Raw genomic sequence first — 16,843 nt, 5'->3', positions numbered from 1 at the left:
GTGGCATTGCTCGCGCGGCCAACGGCCCCCACCACCGGAGACACCACCATGCAGGACGCCGCCCAGACTTTCAACCCTTTCGCCCCTGGTTTCGATTTTCTGCAAAAGCTTGCGGCAGGCAGCACGTCCAAGCCCGTTGCGGCCTTTGCGCAATGGCAGGAATGGGTGGCGCCGACGATGAGCGTGCCGGATCTGGAAAAACGCATCCAGGAGCTCAAGACCGTGCTGTTCTGGCTGGAGCAGAACCAGCGGGCGCTGGAGGCCACCATCCAGGCGATGGAAGTGCAGAAAATGACTTTGTCGGCGCTGCAGACGATGAACGTGCCAGTGGAGAACTGGGCCAGCACGATGGTGCAAAGCTGGCAGCAATTTGCCCAGAACGCGGCAGCGCAGGCGCAAGACGCGGCCGAGACTGCCGCGCCCCAGGCGGCTGCGAAGCCCCCGGCAGCCCCCAGCCCCGCCCCTGCAGCGGCATCGACACCGCCGCCCGCAGCGTCCGCAGCCTCGCCGGCACCTGAGGCTGCCACAGAACCGCCGGAACAAGCCGGGCAAGCCAAAGCCTCTCCAGTGACCGACCCGATGCAATGGTGGGGCGCGCTGACACAGCAGTTCCAGCATATCGCGCAGCAGGCCGTGCAGGATGTCACCGAGCAGGCGATGGCGCATGCCGCCAGCACCCAGCAGGCAGCGGCCTCGGCAGCGGAGGCCGTGCGCAGCACGGCAGAAGGGATGGCGGAAGCGGGCAAGACTGCGGCCCAAGCCGCGATGGGCCGGCAGACCGCGGCCAAACGCAGTGCCGCTTCTGCAGGCGATGCAAACGCTGCCAAGCCATCTGCCCGCCAGCCCGAGAGTAGTCCGCGCAGTGCACAGAACAACACTGGCAAGCAGCCAATGGCGCGCAAGGCGGCATCAACCAAAGGCGCCGGTGCCGGTGCCGGCAACCGTGGTTCCCGCCCCGCCGCCTCAGGTCAAGCCGGGCCGCGTCAGGCCGCGCCGCGTCAGGCTGGCTCTCGCAAGCCCTCGGCTCCCGGCCAGCGCTGAGTCGGGCTCCCCCTTTGAGCGATCGTGATTTTTGAGTGCGGGACTGGGCTGGCAGTCCCGCAGCAGCAGGTTTTTTGACAATGGCAGGCACAAAGCTTTTTCCCTATGGCCATGTGACCCATCCCGACTGGCGGATGGCCGTGGCGCTGGTGGTGGCGCAACTGCGCGGACGCATGGCCCAGGCGGGTTATGCCAGCGCGCCCAATCTCGGCCTGGTGTATTTCACCGATGCCTATGCGCGCCATGCGCCGCAACTGCTGGAAGCTTTGCAGGATGAGTTCCCGCAGATTGGCGACTGGAGCGGCGCGGTGGGCACGGGCGTGATGGCTTCGCATGCGGAATACCTGAACGAGCCGGCGCTGTCGGTCATGCTGCTGGAGCTGCCTGCCCATTCCTACCGCCTGTTTTCCGGCATTGCACCGCTGCCGGTGGCGTCCACATCCCCCTGGGAGCGTGCATTGCTGCATGCCGATGCCGATCTGCCTGATTTTGCCGAGCTGCTCGAAGAGCTGGCGGCCCGTACCCGCGCCGGCAGTGTGCTCGGTGGCCTCAGCTCCGGGGCGGTGGCGCCGCTGCAGCTGGCGTGGAGCAAGGCTTTGGGCCCCAGCCACAGTGGCGTGCTGCGCGGCGGGCTGTCGGGTATGGCTTTTTCTGCGGAAGCCGGTGTGGTGCAGGAGCTGACCCAGGGCTGCCAGGTGATGGGCACGCGCATGCGCATCACTGCGATGCAGGGCCATGTGGTGCTAGCCCTCGACGGCCGGCCGGCGCTGGATGTGCTGGAAGAGCTGATGCCGGTACGGCTGGATACCGACCCCGAGCGGGCCACCCGCACATTGCGCCATATCCATGCCGCGCTGGAGCCGCATGCACCCGAATCGCCGGTGCACGCCGGCCAGTTGGGCCCCGAGGCGCGCGTGGTGCCATTGGTGGGCGTGGACATGGCCAGCCGGGGCATTGTGCTGCCGGAGCCGGCCCAGCCCCAGCAGTACCTGTGCTTTTGCCAGCGCAACCTGTCGGCCGCCCGCGCCGATCTGCTGCGCATGTGTGCCGAGCTGCGGGAATCACTGGCGCCCGCCGAGGCACAGACCGGCCTGCCGCTGGGCGACAGCGTGCTGGGTGATGCCGGGGCCGGCCGCAGCATCGCCGGTGCGGTCTACATCAGCTGTGCGGAGCGGGCAAGCCCCTACTTCGGCGCGCCCGGTGCCGAGCTGGAACTGATCCACCATGTGCTGGGGGACATCCCGCTGGTAGGTTTCTTCAGCCAGGGCGAGATTGCCGGTCAGCAGCTGCACCGCTATGCCGGTGCACTGATGCTGTTTACCCAGGCGGCCTAGCAGCTGCCTGCAGTCTCCACGCAGCCGCGTGGCATTGCCAGCGGCATGCGTTCGAGAGGGCTGGTTCTTAGCGGTTGCCCCCCGGCTGCAGGCGGCGCATCTCGGTGAACACCGACAGCTCCCAGCTGCGCATGGCCAGCAGCAGGGTATAGCCCTCGCGCTCCTTCTCGGGCAGGCGCTGGTCGGTCAGGTGCTGCTGGGCAAAGTCCTGGGCCACACGCTGCAGGCGCTCCAAAAAGGCCGGCGCCAGGGTGCGGCTGATGGCGCCATGCACGAGCATCAAACCCTCGCCCGATTTGTCGAAGGTACCCGAGAAATAGTCGTGCACGGCGTTCTCGCGGAAGTACTCCATCACCGGGCCATGCGGGCGCCAGCGAAAGGTCTTGGCCAGCTTGAGCCGGTAGCGGTTCATCGGGCGCAGCTCGATGATGCCGATGCGGTCGAGCTGCGCCAGGTACTTGATGCCCTCGGCCTCGCTCAAGCGGTAGGTGGTCAGCACCTGCTCCAGGGTCCACTGGCTGAGCACGCAGATGGCCATCAGCAGCAGCTTCTTGTCTGCGACCACCGCTTGCTCCTGCTGCTGCGTCAGCTCCTTGATCAGCGGCTGGTTGTCGGCCACACGGCGCGCCAGGTCGGCAAAATCCAGGCGCAGCACGTGGCAGATGGCATCGATGCGCGACAGCGGCATGTCACCCTTGGCCAGCATCCGCTTGACGCTGGACTCCGCCATGCCCAGCGCCTCGGCCAGGTCGGCATAGGTCATCTGCGCGGCTTTCAGCTCTTTCTTCAATGCCAGTACCAGATCGGCGGTGGTGCTCATGGGTATCGTCCTGTCATACTTTGGGTGCCATCATAGGGGATCGCGCTGGCATTCCGAGACGCTCTGGCGCCCAGGCGGCACAGTGCAGGCCATGACTGATACCACCCACCCCCCAAGCCCCCGCAGCCTGGCTGCGGAATGCGCACTCTACGCTTTCTATGCCGCGATGCTGGCCTTGGCCTGCCTGGGGCCCTATGTGCCACAGGCGGCCCACTACCATGACTTTGCCGACCAGCGCGGGCTGCTGGGCCTGGCCAATGCAGCTGATGTGCTGAGCAATCTGCCGTTTCTGCTGGTCGGTGGCTGGGGCTTGCTGGCGACCTTCACAACACCTGCACAGACGCTGCGCTCCGAAGGGGCGACACCCTGGCTGCTGCTGGTCTTCGGCGGCCTGGTGCTCACGGCTGCGGGTTCGACCTACTACCACCTGCTGCCGGGGGATCTGCGCGTTTTTTGGGACCGCATGGGCATGGTGCCGGTATTTGCCGGTGTCCTGGGCCTGGCGCTGCAGTCGCTGCTCAACGCCCGCGCTGCCTGGCTGACGGCGCTGTGCGTGCTGCTGGGCGGGCCACTGGCGCTGTGGATCTGGTTGCAGACCGGACAGCTGCTGCCCTGGGCCGTGTTGCAAGGCGCGGGCATGGTGCTGCTGCTGGTACTCGCCGTGTGGCAGCAGCGCAGCCCGCCGGCCGCGCACCTGATCCGCTGGCCCCTGGCGGCCGTTGTGGCCTGGTATGCGCTGGCAAAGTTGTTCGAACTGGGTGATGCCGCCGTCTGGGCAGGCAGCGGCCATCTGGTGGCCGGCCATGCGCTCAAGCACCTGGCGGCAGCACTGGCGGTGCTGCCGCTGCTGCGCAGCTTGCAGCGACTGCGCCACCGGGCGCACGCAAACAGCGCGTCCGCAGGCACAATCGGGGGCGGCGCGTTGGGGGCAGGGCGTTTGCGCTGAATGCCCGGTACCGACCACCCCTACCGCCCTAGATCCGCCAGGAGATGCTTGTTCCATGAACCGTCCACATGCCCCGTCTGTGCCCGCCGCTGAGGCGCCAGACCATCCCAACCAGTTTGCGTTGCTGGGCCAGCGCCGCTTTGCCCCCTTCTTCTGGACCCAGTTTGCCGGGGCTGCCAACGACAACCTGTTCAAGTTCGCGTTCACGGTGATGGTGACCTACCAGCTGCAGGTGGCCTGGATGCCGCCAGCGATGGCGGGCCTGGTGATCGGCGCGCTGTTCATCCTGCCGTTTCTGCTGTTCTCCGCCACCTCGGGTCAGCTGACCGACAAGTATGAAAAGCACCACATGATCCGCTTCGTCAAGGACCTGGAGATTGGCGTGATGCTGATCGCCGGCCTGGGCTTCTGGATCGAAAGCCCGGCGCTGCTGCTGGGCTGTGTGTTTCTGATGGGCCTGCATTCCACGTTGTTCGGGCCCGTCAAGTTTGCCTACCTGCCCCAGGTGTTGCGCGACGATGAGCTGACCGGCGGCAATGGCATGGTCGAGATGGGCACCTTTGTCGCCATCTTGCTGGGCAATGTGGTGGGTGGCCTGCTGGTGGCCTTGCCTGAGATCGGCCATGCCTCGGTCGCGGTGGCCTGCTTTAGCTTGGCGGTAGTGGGGCGTTTGACGGCCCAGGGCGTGCCGGTGGTACCGGCCACCGACCCGGGCCTGCGCATCAACTGGAACCCGGTGAGCGAAACCTGGCGCAACCTGAAGCTGGCCCATGGCAATGTGGTTGTGTTCCGCTCGCTGCTGGGTATCAGCTGGATGTGGTTCTTCGGTGCGGTGTTCCTGAGCCAGTTCCCCAGCTTTGCCAAGGAGGTGCTGCATGGCAATGAGCATGTGGCCTCGCTGCTGCTGGTGGTGTTTTCCATCGGCATCGGCCTGGGCTCGCTGCTGTGCGAGGTGCTCTCGCGCCGCCAGGTGGAGATTGGCCTGGTGCCCATCGGCACCATCGGCATGAGCGTGTTTGCGATTGATCTGTACTTTGCATCGCGCGGGCTGGCGCAGCCGGCCCAGGCCTGGACGGCGCTGGCCTTCATCAGCCAGCCGGCGCACTGGCGCGTGATGGCCGATCTGGCCTTGCTGTCGCTGTTTGCCGGGCTGTACAGCGTGCCCATGTATGCGCTGATCCAGCTGCGCAGCCAGCCCACGCACCGCGCCCGCATCATTGCGGCCAACAATATTCTCAATGCGCTGTTCATGATCGCCAGCTCGGTCATCGCCGGTGCCTTGCTGGGGGCGGGGTTTACCGTGCCGCAGATCTTCCTGTTCACCGGCATTGCCAATGCCATCGTCGCCACCTACATCTTCCTGCTGGTGCCCGAATACCTGCTGCGCTGCATTGCCTGGCTGGTCACCAACCTGGTCTACCGCTTTCGGGTGCAGGGTGCCCACCACATTCCCACCAGCGGTCCGGCGCTGCTGACCTGCAACCATGTCAGCTTTGTCGACCCCATCCTGATGATGGCCGCCAGCCCGCGCCCGATTTACTTCGTGATGGACTACCGCATCTTCCGCACACCGTTGCTGGGTTGGTTGTTCCGCCTGTGCAAGGCCATTCCGGTGGCGCCCCGCAGCGAAGACCCTGCCGTCTACGAGGCCGCCTTTGCACGCGCCGCGCAGGTGCTGCGCGAAGGGGATCTGCTCGCTATCTTCCCAGAAGGCGGCATCACCCGCGATGGCGAGCTGCAGGCATTCAAGGGCGGCGTGATGAAGATCCTGGAGCAGGCGCGTGCCGATGGGCTGGATGTGCCCGTCGTGCCGATGGCCCTGTCCAACCTCTGGGGCTCGTTCTTCAGCCGTATCGAACCCAAGGGCGCAATGACCCGGCCGTTCCGCCGTGGCGTCTTCAACCGCGTGAGCTTGCGCATCGGCGCCGCCAGCCCGGCCGCCGAATGCTCGGCCGAGCAACTGCGCCAGCGTGTAGGCGAGCTGCTGGAGCAGGAGGGCGGCCATGGCAGCGGTTCGCCCGCTTTGGGATAATGCAGGCTGGACAACGAATGGCTTTGTGATGACCTCTCTAACGATTCTGTACAAAAGCGTGACAGCCCTGGTGGCCATGTCCGCCCTGGCCGCTTGCACCAGTACTTCGGGCCTGAAGCCGCTGCATGACCCTGAGGAGAAGGAGGCTTTCACACGCGCCACCGTCTATGCCGGCCCGCGCAGCCCCGCATCGGCCTACTGTGTGCAGATGGGCGGCGCCATCCTCAATACGCCCAAGGGCAAGAATACCTTGTGCCGCTTCCCCGACGGCAAGGAAATGGACCCCTGGGACCTGTTCTGGCGCGACAACCCCTCGAACTAAAGCCCACGACGGGCTGCGGTACAACGCAAAAACCCCTGCCAGCACATACCGCGCTGGCAGGGGTTTTGTCTTGCTGAGCTGCTGACCAGGCTTTAGATCACGCCATGCGTCCTGAACCAGTCCTGCATGCGCTTCCAGCCGTCCTCGGCCGCATCCTTGCGGTAGCTGGGGCGGTAGTCGGCATGGAAGGCGTGGCCCGCGTCAGCATAGATATGGAAGCTGGAGGCCGCCGCAGCGGCATTGCCGGCAGCGCCAGCCTGCTGCAGGCTTTGCTTCATCGCGTCGACCGATTCCAGCGGAATCCCCTGGTCCTTGCCGCCATAGAGGCCCAGCACCGGCGCCTTGAGCGCGCTGCTGAGGTAGATGGGGTGCCTGGGCTGCAGGTCATTGGCAGCGCCTTGCAGGCGGCCGTACCAGGCGACACCGGCCTTGACCTTGCCGGTCGCGGCATACAGCCAGGTGATGCGCCCGCCCCAGCAAAAACCGGTGATGCCGGCGCGGCTGGTGTCGCCACCGTTGTCCTTGGCCCAGGCCAGCGCGGCGTCCAGGTCCTTGATGACCTGGGCATCGGGCACCTTGCTGACCAGCTCGCTTTGCAGCTGGCTGATCTCGGTGTACTTGCGCGGATCGCCCTGGCGCGCGAACAGTTCGGGCGCAATCGCCAGGTAGCCCAGCTGGGCGAGGCGCCGGCAGGTGTCGGCGATGTAGTCGTGCACGCCAAAGATTTCCTGGATCACCAGCACCACCGGCAGGTTGGTCTTGCCGGCGGGCGCTGCGCGGTAGGCGCTGACCTGGAAACCATCGACCGTGTACTGGATGGTGCCAGCCGTCAGCCCGGCATCGGGGGTCTTGATGGCCGTCTGCGCCATCACCGGCACGGCTGCCGCTGCGTAGCCCACGCCCAGCGCCATTTGCAGGGCACTGCGGCGGGTGCTGCCGGCCAAGGTGGCGCGGCCCGGGAGAAGAGAGTCGAAATCGGCATTGGGAGTCTGGGACATAGGATTTCCTTTTCTACGGATGGCAGGCCCATTATGGGGGACGACAAAATACAGCCTGTGACAAGGCTTCTCGTGCCTTGGGGCCGCCGTGTTCATGCAAGAAAAATGCCTGGCATGGCCAGGCATCGTGGTGGTGGGAGCTGGGATCAGATCACTTCCACAGCGCGCACTTGGTTTCTTCCTTGGTCGTGAACACCTCGTCGCCCGGCAGCTTCTTGACGATCTTGTAGTAATCCCAGGTGCCCTTGGATTCCTGCGGTGTCTTGACCTGGACCAGGTACATGTCGTGGATGTAGCTGCCGTCGGCGCGCAAGGTGCCCGAGCCAAAGAAGTCGTCCATCTTCATGCCGCGCCAGGTCTCCATCACCTTGTCGGCATCGGTGGTGCCGGCAGCCTGCACGGCCTTGAGGTAGTTCATCGTGGCCGAGTAGTCGGCGGCCTGGATTTCGGTGGGGCGGCGCTGGGTTTTCTTCATGTAGGCATCGGCAAATTTGCGCGATGCGTCATTCATGTCCCAGTACCAGCTGGTGACGAACTGCATGCCGGCGGTGTTCTTCAGGCCCAGGCTGTGGATGTCGCTGTAGAACACGAGCAGCGGCGCGATCTTCATCGTCTTGTCGATACCGAATTCCTTGGCCGCCTTGATGGCGTTGATGGTGTCGCCACCGGCATTGGCCAGTGCCAGTACCTGGGCCTTGGAGCTTTGCGCCTGCAGCAGGAAGGACGAGAAGTCGGAGGCATTGAGCGGGTGGCGCACGGCTGCGGCCACCGCGCCACCCTTGGCCTTGATGACCTTGGTGGCATCGGCTTCCATTGCATGGCCGAAGGCATAGTCGGCCGTCAGAAAGAACCAGTTCTTGCCACCGCCCTCGACAATGGCGCCCGCCGCACCCTTGGACAGCGCCACGGTGTCATAGGCGTAATGGATGGTGTATGGCGTGCAGGCCTCGTTGGTCAGCGCCGAGGAGCCTGCGCCGTTGTTGATCATCACGCGCTTTTTCTCGTCCGCCACCTTGGCCAGCGCCAGTGCGGTGCCGGAGTTGGTGCCGCTGAAGATCATCGTCAGGTTCTGGGTGTCGATCCATTCGCGGGCCTTGCTGGCAGCGATGTCGGCCTTGTTCTGGTGGTCCACCACCAGCATTTCGATCGGCTTGCCCAGCACCTTGCCGCCAAAGTCGTCAATGGCCATCTGGATGGCGGTGGCGCCGCCCTTGCCTTCGACGTCGGCATAGAGACTGGACATGTCGGAGATGTAGCCGATCTTGACCTTGTCCTGCGCATGGGCGGTGCCCATCGCGGCGGTCAGGCCGAGCAGTCCGAAGGTGGCCAGGGCTTGCGCCAGGCGAGTGCGTTGCATAGTTGCTCCTGATGTTTATGGTGTTGTGTCCATGCGGCTGCCGCATGGCACCGATACTGGCATGCACAGCGCCGGGCGGTATTGGGGCAACCACGCGCTGCCCGGCTGCTGCCCGAGCGCAGGGAGGGCATAAAAATAGCTGCTGGAGCCTTGTAAGAAAGACTTGGCAGCTATCAATTCAGGAGCCATACGCCTGTCTGGGCGCTTGTGCACACTGGCTTGGCTTTTTTGCGCACCCCTTTTTAGAACAGGTTCTTGATGAGGCTCAGGCCTGCTGGCTGCGCAGGTAGGTCTGCACGATGGCGGCGGCATCGACCGCAAAATGCTGGCGCAGCGCCGCGCGCGAATCGCTGCGGCCAAAGCCGTCCGTCCCCAAGGTGTAGTAATGCTGGCGCGGCAGGCCACGCTCATCGGTGGGCAGGTAGGCGCGCACCAGTTCGGGCAGCGCACGCACATAGTCGCTGGCGGCAATGATGGGGCCTTGCGAAGCCTCCAGCTGCTGCGCAAACCAGCTGGGTGCGCTGGCCTCACCGGCGCGCCAGCGCTCCAGCCGGGCCTGGCCATCGCGGGCCAGCTCGGCATAGCTGGTGACACTCCAGACATCGGCGGCCACGCCATGCTCGCGCTCCAGAATGGCGGCAGCCTTGAGCACCTCGCCCATGATGGCGCCGCTGCCCAGCAGCTGTACGCGGCGCGTGCTTTGTGCCGGGCCGCTCTGCAGCTGGTACATGCCCCGGATGACACCCTCATGGGCCTCGTGCGGCAGGCTGGGGTTGGCCACGTTTTCGTTGGTGACGGTGATGTAGAAGAACTCGTCGCGCTGCTCTTGCAGCATGCGCTGCATGCCATGGTCGATGATGACGGCCAGCTCGCCGGCAAAGGCGGGGTCGTAGCTTTTGCAGTTGGGCACCGTGGAGGCGCTCAGCAGGCTGCTGCCGTCCTGGTGCTGCAGCCCTTCGCCGCCCAACGTGGTGCGGCCGGAGGTGGCGCCGATCAGGAAGCCGCGTGCGCGCTGGTCGGCGGCCGCCCAGATCAAATCGCCCACGCGCTGGAAACCGAACATGCTGTAGAAAATGAAGAACGGCAGCATGGCCGTGCCATGGGTGCTGTAGCTGGTGGCGGCCGCCGTCCAGGACGACAGCGCGCCCGCTTCGCTGATCCCTTCTTCGAGAATCTGGCCGCTGCTGTCTTCGCGGTAGAGCAGCATCGAGGCATTGTCCTCGGGCTGGTAAAGCTGGCCAAACGGCGCGTAGATACCCACCTGGCGGAACAGCCCGGCCATGCCGAAGGTGCGCGCCTCATCGGCCACGATGGGCACGATGCGCGGCCCCAGGGCCGGGTCCTTGAGCAGGTTGCCCAGCTGGCGCACAAAGGCCATCGTGGTGCTCATCGGCTTGCCATCGGCCTGCAGCGCAAAACCTGCGGTGGCCTCCAGGCCGGGCACGGCCACCGGCGAGGCCTGGCCTCTGCGCGCCGGCAAAAAGCCGCCCAGGGCCTGGCGCCGTGCGTGCAGGTAGCGCATTTCGGCGCTGCCATCGGCCGGTTTGAGGAAGGCAGCCGAGGTGGCTTGGTCGTCGCTCAGCGGCAGGTTGAAGCGGTCGCGGAACGCCAGCAGGTCCTCGGCGCCGAGCTTTTTTTGCTGGTGCGATGTCATGCGGCCCTGGCCCATGCTGCCCATGCCGTAGCCCTTCATCGTCTTGGCCAGCACCACCGTGGGCTGGCCGCTGTGCGCAGCGGCGCTGGCAAAGGCGGCATGGATCTTGACCGGGTCGTGCCCGCCCCGGCGCAGGCGGTCGATGTCGCTGTCGGACAGGTGCGCCACCAGCGCAGCCAGCTCGGGGCTCTGGTTGAAGAAATGCTCGCGGTTGAAGGCGCCATCGTTGGCCGACAGGGTCTGGAACTCGCCATCGACGGTGCGTGCAAAGGTGCGGGCCAGCACATGGCTGTGGTCGCGCGCCAGCAGCGCATCCCACTCCGATCCCCAGAGGCACTTGACCACGTTCCAGCCCGCGCCGCTGAACAGCGCCTCCAGCTCATCGATGATGCGGCCGTTGCCGCGCACCGGGCCGTCGAGCCGCTGCAAATTGCAGTTGATGACGAAGATGCAGTTGTCCAGCCCTTCGCGCGCAGCCAGGGTCAGTGCCGCAATGGATTCGGGCTCGTCCATCTCGCCATCGCCAAAAAAGCCCCAGACCTTGCGGCCCGCGGTGTCTGCCAGGCCCCGGTCAGCCAGGTAGCGCATAAAGCGCGCCTGGTAGATGGCATTGATCGGGCCGATGCCCATCGAGCCGGTGGGGAACTGCCAGAACTCGGGCATCAGATAGGGATGCGGGTACGAGCACAGGCCCTGGATACCCTGGCTGGCGGCCACCAGCTCTTGCCGGTAGTGCGCCAGGTTCTCTTCGCCCAGGCGCCCTTCCAGAAAGGCGCGGGCATAGACGCCTGGCGACGAGTGCGGCTGGAAGTACACCAGGTCGGCGGCCTGGTGGCCATCATCGGCGCGGAAGAAATGGTTGAAGCCGGTCTCGAACAGATCGGCAGCCGAGGCATAGCTGGCAATATGGCCGCCCAGCTCGCCATGGGCGGCATTGGCACGCACGACCATCGCCAGCGCGTTCCAGCGCAGGATGGCCGAGAGCTTTTTCTCCAGTTCCACATCGCCGGGGTAGGGCGGCTGCTCATCGACGGTGATGGTGTTGACGTAGGGCGTGTTGCCCGAAGGCTTCCAGGCCACATGGCGCTTGCGGGCGTGGGCCAGCAGCGCATCAAGCAGTGCAGCCGCCTGTTCCTTGCCCTGCGCGGAGCCATAAGCGGCCAACAGTCCGTCGAAGGCATCGCACCACTCGGCCAGTTCGGCCGGGTCCGCATGCGGGGTGGGGGGCTGGTGGTGGGGCGGCTGGCGCACGGCGGTCTCCTGTCTGGGTCTTGGTTTGAATGCTTGGGATCATGCCACGGAAGCCTTGGCCAGGCCCATGACCCCAGCGACAAGGAGCGGTCGTGAAGTATTGATTTTTGATACCCGTATCTTTTGAAAATGCTACCGGCATTAAATGCGGATGCTGGCGCCGCCGCCTGCCTGCATGATGGCGCCGTGTTCAACCAAAGCGGGGCCCCGTTGCTCCGACCCCCCATGTCTCAATCCTCCCACCCTGTTCAACGTGACACCCGTGCATGGCAATACCAGGTATGGATCTCGTTCGGTATTGCGATTTCGATGTGTGCGATCGGCCTGGCCTGGCTGCCAGGGCAACACCTGGAACAGGCGTTCATGGTGATGGGTTATATCTTCTGCCTCTCGGCCGCGTTCGTGCTGGCCAAGTTCGTGCGGGACAAGCAAGCGGACAGCAGCCAATCGGCCGGCGATACCCCCATGTGGCGATTCGTGGTCTGGGGCGGTTTTGCGATTGCGATGGGCCTGACCGGCTGGGGCCTGCTGGGCATGGACATCAACCCCACCTACAAGGCGTTTCTGGGCGTCAGCTGGATGTACATGATCACCACCGCCTTCACCCTGGCCAAGATGCTGCGCGACAAGCATGAATCCGATCTGGCCATGGCTATCCACCGTGCTCGCAGCATGCGCAGTGTGCCCCGCGACCCGGACGTGGGCACCCCCCAGGAGCGCGTGTGAGCGCCCATCTGATGCAGCCAACTCGGGAGCAGCACATGTTCAGTCCTACTTTCAGCCAATGGCAGCGCCGTGCTGCAGATGCGCTGGCCAGCACCGCCCTGGTGCTGGCATTGGCGGCCGCTCCGGAGGTCCAGGCACAAAGCGATGCGTCGTTGATGCTCTCGGCCCTGCCGATTGCATCGGTGGTCGTGGGCACGGCAGCCTCGGTAGGCGCATCGACCAGCGTGGTCGCCCTTCCGGTCGCCCTGTCGGTCGATGGGGCCCGGCTCATCGTCAAAGGTGTGCAGGCATCGGCCAAGGGGACGGTCTGGCTGCTCGAGAGCGCATCGGATGGCGCAGCGGCCAGCATTGAGCTGTCGGCTGGCGCATTGGGCGCCAGCGCCGCCGGTGTGGGCACGGCCATCTTCGTCAGTGTGGTGGGTGCCGGCGTGTTGCTGTCAGCCGCTGGCGAGGTGATCGCCTTCATCCCCAATGAGGTGGGTAAGGCGCTGCTCTACAACGAGCGTTTGTGACAACGAGGGAGGCAAGCATGTTGACATCTTTACGCCTGGGCCTGTTGGCCGCTGCATGGCTGGCCGCCACGGCCGCACAGGCCGGCCGCAGCTGTGAGGCGCAAAAGCCCACGCTCGACAGCGTGCGCCAAAGCCTGACTTTGGCCCAGCATGTCGCGCAGGCACTCGATGCCAGTGGCGCGCAGGTGGTGCTGCTGGGCCGCCAGGGCCAGGACCTGCGCAAATACCAGCTGCAGTTCTCGCACATGGGCTGGGCCTACAAATCGGCCACCGGCGATTGGCGTGTGGTGCACAAGCTCAATGACTGTGGCACGGCCGCCTCCCATGTCTACCGCCAGGGCCTGGGCGAGTTCTTTCTGGACGACCTGTGGCGCTACCAGGCAGTGATGGTGGTACCCGCGCCGGCGGTGCAGCAAAAACTGCTGCTGGCGCTGTCGGCCAACGCCCAGCCCCTGCAGCTGCATGAGCCGCGCTACAGCATGCTGGCCTATCCGTGGAGCCAGCGTTACCAGCAAAGCAACCAGTGGGCGCTGGAGACCCTGGCCCAGGCCATGGCCCCCCAGACCGTGCAGGACCGGGGCCAGGCGCAGGCCTGGTTGCAGCTGCAAGGCTACCAGCCCAGTGATTTGCGCATAGGTGCAATGACACGGCTGGGCGGCCGCATCACGCGCGCCAATATCGCCTTTGACGACCACCCGCCCGAGAAGCGCTTTGCCGGCCATATCGAAACCACGACCGTGGATTCGGCCTTGCAGTTCATGCAGCGCAGCGGGCTGGCATCTGCGCCGGTGCTGCTGCGCTGAGCCCGCCAGCCCGCACGGATGCCTAGCGTGGCGCCGTCCAGACCGCGCAATCGCGGCCCCGGGCCTTGGCCTGGTAGAGCGCCAGGTCCGCCTCGCGCAGCAGGTCTTCGAGGCTGTCGCCAGGCTGCAGTGCTGCGCTGTAGGCCAGGCCGATGCTGAGGGTGGCCTGTAACGGCTCGTGGTGGGCCGTCTGAAAGTGGCCGCTGCGCACGGTCTGGCACAGGCGATCGGCGATCGCGGTGGCATCGTCGAAGCTGATATGGGGCAGCACCACGGCGAATTCCTCACCACCGACGCGGCCCAGCACATCCTGCGGACGCAGGGAATCGGTCAGCACCCGGCTGACATCGCGCAGCAGGCGGTCGCCGCTGGCGTGGCCATGGTTGTCGTTGACGCGCTTGAAGTGGTCCAGGTCCAGCATCAGCACTGCTGCCGAGCTGCCTTCATGGGTCAGGCGCTTGAGCAGCAGGTGGCTGGCCTGTACGAAGCCATTGCGGCTGAGCACATCGGTCAGGCTGTCGTGGTGGGCCTGGTAGCGCATGCGGTGCAGCAACTCGGCGCGCGCCGCATGGGAGCCGGCCACCGACAGGGGCCCCAGGATCAGCATCGTGATGCCCAGGCGCAGGCTGGCGACATCAAGCACATTGGCCGGGATGAACCCCACAATGTTCGATATCACGATGACCTTGGTCACAAACACCACCATCGTGATGATGGCCGTGGTCAGGATACGGTAGGACAGCGCGCACCACAGCAGCGCAGGCAGCGAGAACACCAGAGAGCCGACCTTGTTGCCCACCAGGTAGCTGCTCGTCTCCAGCACCACGACGGCCAGCGCGGGCAGCATTTTCAACGCCCAGACGCGGCGCTCCTGCGCGGCGGCCGCGCTGCGTGCCGACGGCAGCGCCAGCAAAAATGGCAGCAGCACCATGGCATTCATCCATTCGCCGGTCCACCACATCACTACCGCCTGGGTGACCGACAGCTCAAAGGCCCAGGCGCTGATCGGCCCACCAATGAGGGCCGATGCCAGCGACGCCATGCCGCTGGCGAAGAACACCAGCAACGCGGAGTACTGGCCTTCCATCTGCAGATCGCGCTGCGACTGCCGGCGCAGAAACAGCCATCCACAAATGGCGCCGCAGAGGTTGGCGGTGGTAAAGCCCAGTGAGTGCCACAGCGCAGTGCCGGTGATCAGATCGGCCAGCACAAAGCTGGCGAAAAGCGCCGCTATTGCTACCGGACGCACCAGTTGGGGGTAGCGCAGCAACAGCACCAGCACGATCTGGTTGGCCGGCCAGAACACCGACAGGTAGCCCAGTGGCCGCAGCAGGATGCCCACCATCGCTGCCGCAAACACGGCCATACTGGCGCAGAGCAGCAAGCGACCGCTATAGGGTTGCTCCAAGGGGTGGACGGACGACGCGGTCGGCATGGGAATGAGGGGGATGGGCGAAATATACCCGCTCATGGACACAGATATCGGTGCGACCTTGTGGGCGAGTCGCGCATTGCCGGGCAGACCGAGCGCCGTTGCGGCGCAAGGCTTTCACGACGTTTTGCTCAGTCAATAACCTAAGTCAATCACTGTTGCTTCCAAATTGGAAGCTACAAGACCATGCCAGCAGGTGCATCACTTGAGAAAACGCAGCTGCCAAGCAGCGCGGTGGCTGCAGGCAGCTGCGGCCTGCAGCCAGGCGCGAAGCGGGTGAGGGTGCGGTGTTGTAGGTTACGCAGTGGCTGTCAAGCGCTTCACGCCGCTGTCTCGTGGTTCCCACGCTTTGGGCCGCGCGGCCTTGCTGGCCTCGCGCGGTGAAGCTGCTGCCTAGATACCGCGGGCCCGGTCCGATTTGAACTGCGCACGGAACTGGGCAAAGCTGCCGGCATCGAGCGACTGGCGCACTTCCTGCATCAGGTTCAGGTAGTAGTGCAGGTTGTGGATGGTGGTCAGCATCGGGCCCAGCATCTCACCGCATCGGTCCAGGTGGTGCAGGTAGGCGCGGCTGAAGCCGTCGCGGCCGCCATCGTCCCAGCTCACACCGCTCTTGCCGGCGCAGGCGTGGCAGGTGCACGAGGTGTCGATGGGCTGGTGGTCGGTCTTGTGGCGGGCGTTGCGGATTTTCAGGTCGCCGTAGCGGGTGAAGATGGTGCCGTTGCGCGCATTGCGGGTCGGCATCACGCAGTCGAACATGTCCACGCCGTCGGCCACACCTTGCACCAGGTCCTCGGGTGTGCCCACGCCCATCAGATAGCGCGGCTTGTTGGCGGGCAGCAGGTGGGGCGTGTGCTGCATGATGTCCAGCATCTCGTCCTTGGGCTCTCCCACCGAGACACCGCCCACCGCGTAGCCGGGGAAGTCGATCTCCAGCAGGCCTTGCAACGACTCCTCGCGTAGGTGCTTGAACATGCCGCCCTGCACAATGCCGAACAGCGCGTTGGGATTGCCCAGGCGCTCGAACTCTTCCTTGGAGCGCTTGGCCCAGCGCCGGCTCATCTCCATCGACTTGCGCGCTTCGGCCTCGGTGGTCTTCTTGCCGTTGGTCTCGTACGGCGTGCACTCGTCGAGCTGCATGACGATGTCCGAATTCAGAATCGTCTGGATCTGCATGCTGACCTCGGGCGACATGAACAGCTTGTCGCCATTGACCGGGCTCTGGAAATGCACGCCTTCTTCGGTGATCTTGCGCATCGCGCCCAGCGACCAGACCTGGAAACCGCCCGAGTCGGTCAGGATGGGCTTGTCCCATTTCTCGAAACCATGCAGGCCGCCAAAGCTCTTCATCACATCCAGGCCCGGACGCATCCACAGGTGGAAGGTATTGCCCAGAATGATCTGGGCGCCCATTTCCTCCAGGCTGCGCGGCATCACGCCCTTGACGGTGCCATAGGTGCCTACCGGCATGAAGATGGGGGTCTGCACCACGCCATGGTTGAGCGTGAGCGTGCCACGGCGTGCGTGGCTGGTGGGATCGGTTTTGAGGAGGTCGAACTGCAGCATAACCGGTCATTTTCGCAGATGTGCGGTAGTTGACGGCGCGGCGGGTTTC

At 65.2% G+C, this 16,843-nt stretch carries 14 protein-coding genes; 8 read left to right on the top strand and 6 right to left on the bottom strand.

Annotated elements, in window-relative coordinates; translation table 11 throughout:
* The first annotated feature begins 48 nt into the window (after positions 1-48).
* Both AB7A72_RS19645 and AB7A72_RS19640 read left to right on the top strand, forming a co-directional pair.
* On the top strand, positions 49-1,041 hold the full coding sequence (locus AB7A72_RS19645) for a PhaM family polyhydroxyalkanoate granule multifunctional regulatory protein (RefSeq protein ID WP_369460900.1): 993 nt from the start codon (positions 49-51) through the stop codon (positions 1,039-1,041).
* Between the two features lie 80 nt (positions 1,042-1,121).
* The gene (locus AB7A72_RS19640) at positions 1,122-2,375 is read left to right on the top strand and encodes an FIST signal transduction protein (RefSeq protein ID WP_369460899.1); all 1,254 of its coding nucleotides are present in this window, start codon (positions 1,122-1,124) and stop codon (positions 2,373-2,375) included.
* A 67-nt stretch (positions 2,376-2,442) separates the two neighbouring features.
* Here the strand turns inward: AB7A72_RS19640 and AB7A72_RS19635 are convergent, their stop codons facing one another.
* The gene (locus AB7A72_RS19635) at positions 2,443-3,195 is read right to left on the bottom strand and encodes a helix-turn-helix domain-containing protein (RefSeq protein WP_239810523.1); all 753 of its coding nucleotides are present in this window, start codon (positions 3,193-3,195) and stop codon (positions 2,443-2,445) included.
* A gap of 91 nt (positions 3,196-3,286) precedes the next feature.
* Here AB7A72_RS19635 and AB7A72_RS19630 point away from each other — a divergent pair, with 91 nt between their 5' ends.
* Genes AB7A72_RS19630 through AB7A72_RS19620 form a run of 3 tightly spaced genes read left to right on the top strand, consistent with a single transcriptional unit; the run spans position 3,287 to position 6,495 of the window.
* A complete protein-coding gene (locus tag AB7A72_RS19630; RefSeq protein WP_369460898.1) occupies positions 3,287-4,141 on the top strand; it encodes a hypothetical protein in 855 nt (284 codons plus the stop codon).
* Between the two features lie 55 nt (positions 4,142-4,196).
* A complete protein-coding gene (locus AB7A72_RS19625) occupies positions 4,197-6,173 on the top strand; it encodes an MFS transporter (protein WP_369460897.1) in 1,977 nt (658 codons plus the stop codon).
* Between the two features lie 28 nt (positions 6,174-6,201).
* Positions 6,202-6,495, top strand: coding sequence for a putative hemolysin (locus AB7A72_RS19620; RefSeq protein WP_312835714.1), 294 nt, complete (start codon positions 6,202-6,204; stop codon positions 6,493-6,495).
* Between the two features lie 92 nt (positions 6,496-6,587).
* Here AB7A72_RS19620 and AB7A72_RS19615 read toward each other — a convergent pair whose 3' ends face one another.
* From AB7A72_RS19615 to mdeB, 3 genes are all read right to left on the bottom strand, one after another.
* Positions 6,588-7,493 (bottom strand): dienelactone hydrolase family protein, encoded by a 906-nt coding sequence (locus AB7A72_RS19615; protein WP_369460896.1) that lies wholly within the window; start codon positions 7,491-7,493, stop codon positions 6,588-6,590.
* Positions 7,494-7,644: 151 nt separating this feature from the next.
* The gene (locus AB7A72_RS19610; RefSeq protein WP_407065002.1) at positions 7,645-8,850 is read right to left on the bottom strand and encodes an ABC transporter substrate-binding protein; all 1,206 of its coding nucleotides are present in this window, start codon (positions 8,848-8,850) and stop codon (positions 7,645-7,647) included.
* Between the two features lie 265 nt (positions 8,851-9,115).
* Positions 9,116-11,755, bottom strand: coding sequence for an alpha-ketoglutarate dehydrogenase (gene mdeB, locus AB7A72_RS19605; RefSeq protein WP_312416966.1), 2,640 nt, complete (start codon positions 11,753-11,755; stop codon positions 9,116-9,118).
* A gap of 225 nt (positions 11,756-11,980) precedes the next feature.
* Between mdeB and AB7A72_RS19600 the strand changes: the two genes are divergently transcribed.
* From AB7A72_RS19600 to AB7A72_RS19590, 3 genes are read left to right on the top strand one after another with little or no spacing between them, the layout of a single operon-like run.
* On the top strand, positions 11,981-12,481 hold the full coding sequence (locus tag AB7A72_RS19600) for a YiaA/YiaB family inner membrane protein (protein ID WP_369460895.1): 501 nt from the start codon (positions 11,981-11,983) through the stop codon (positions 12,479-12,481).
* Positions 12,482-12,516: 35 nt separating this feature from the next.
* Positions 12,517-12,993, top strand: coding sequence for a hypothetical protein (locus AB7A72_RS19595; RefSeq protein ID WP_369460894.1), 477 nt, complete (start codon positions 12,517-12,519; stop codon positions 12,991-12,993).
* Positions 12,994-13,010: 17 nt separating this feature from the next.
* Positions 13,011-13,796, top strand: coding sequence for a DUF2145 domain-containing protein (locus AB7A72_RS19590; protein ID WP_369460893.1), 786 nt, complete (start codon positions 13,011-13,013; stop codon positions 13,794-13,796).
* 22 nt (positions 13,797-13,818) lie between these two features.
* Here the strand turns inward: AB7A72_RS19590 and AB7A72_RS19585 are convergent, their stop codons facing one another.
* Together AB7A72_RS19585 and tgt are read right to left on the bottom strand one after the other, a co-directional pair.
* Positions 13,819-15,267: a GGDEF domain-containing protein gene (locus AB7A72_RS19585; protein WP_369460892.1), complete on the bottom strand. Its 1,449-nt coding sequence runs from the start codon at positions 15,265-15,267 to the stop codon at positions 13,819-13,821.
* A gap of 354 nt (positions 15,268-15,621) precedes the next feature.
* A complete protein-coding gene (gene tgt, locus AB7A72_RS19580; protein WP_239810532.1) occupies positions 15,622-16,794 on the bottom strand; it encodes a tRNA guanosine(34) transglycosylase Tgt in 1,173 nt (390 codons plus the stop codon).
* Between the last annotated feature and the right edge of the window lie 49 nt (positions 16,795-16,843).

The sequence above is a fragment of the Comamonas sediminis genome (genome assembly GCF_041107495.1).
GTDB lineage: Bacteria > Pseudomonadota > Gammaproteobacteria > Burkholderiales > Burkholderiaceae_C > Comamonas > Comamonas sediminis.
This window is presented reverse-complemented; position numbering and strand designations above follow the sequence as displayed.

Excerpts from the sequence above, each read along its gene's own strand:
- AB7A72_RS19645 (WP_369460900.1), top strand. The coding sequence starts at position 49 with ATGCAGGACGCCGCCCAGACTTTCAACCCTTTCGCCCCTGGTTTCGAT.
- AB7A72_RS19640 (WP_369460899.1), top strand. The coding sequence starts at position 1,122 with ATGGCAGGCACAAAGCTTTTTCCCTATGGCCATGTGACCCATCCCGAC.
- AB7A72_RS19635 (WP_239810523.1), bottom strand. The coding sequence starts at position 3,195 with ATGAGCACCACCGCCGATCTGGTACTGGCATTGAAGAAAGAGCTGAAA.
- AB7A72_RS19630 (WP_369460898.1), top strand. The coding sequence starts at position 3,287 with ATGACTGATACCACCCACCCCCCAAGCCCCCGCAGCCTGGCTGCGGAA.
- AB7A72_RS19625 (WP_369460897.1), top strand. The coding sequence starts at position 4,197 with ATGAACCGTCCACATGCCCCGTCTGTGCCCGCCGCTGAGGCGCCAGAC.
- AB7A72_RS19620 (WP_312835714.1), top strand. The coding sequence starts at position 6,202 with ATGACCTCTCTAACGATTCTGTACAAAAGCGTGACAGCCCTGGTGGCC.
- AB7A72_RS19615 (WP_369460896.1), bottom strand. The coding sequence starts at position 7,493 with ATGTCCCAGACTCCCAATGCCGATTTCGACTCTCTTCTCCCGGGCCGC.
- AB7A72_RS19610 (WP_407065002.1), bottom strand. The coding sequence starts at position 8,850 with ATGCAACGCACTCGCCTGGCGCAAGCCCTGGCCACCTTCGGACTGCTC.
- AB7A72_RS19600 (WP_369460895.1), top strand. The coding sequence starts at position 11,981 with ATGTCTCAATCCTCCCACCCTGTTCAACGTGACACCCGTGCATGGCAA.
- AB7A72_RS19595 (WP_369460894.1), top strand. The coding sequence starts at position 12,517 with ATGTTCAGTCCTACTTTCAGCCAATGGCAGCGCCGTGCTGCAGATGCG.
- AB7A72_RS19590 (WP_369460893.1), top strand. The coding sequence starts at position 13,011 with ATGTTGACATCTTTACGCCTGGGCCTGTTGGCCGCTGCATGGCTGGCC.
- AB7A72_RS19585 (WP_369460892.1), bottom strand. The coding sequence starts at position 15,267 with ATGAGCGGGTATATTTCGCCCATCCCCCTCATTCCCATGCCGACCGCG.
- tgt (WP_239810532.1), bottom strand. The coding sequence starts at position 16,794 with ATGCTGCAGTTCGACCTCCTCAAAACCGATCCCACCAGCCACGCACGC.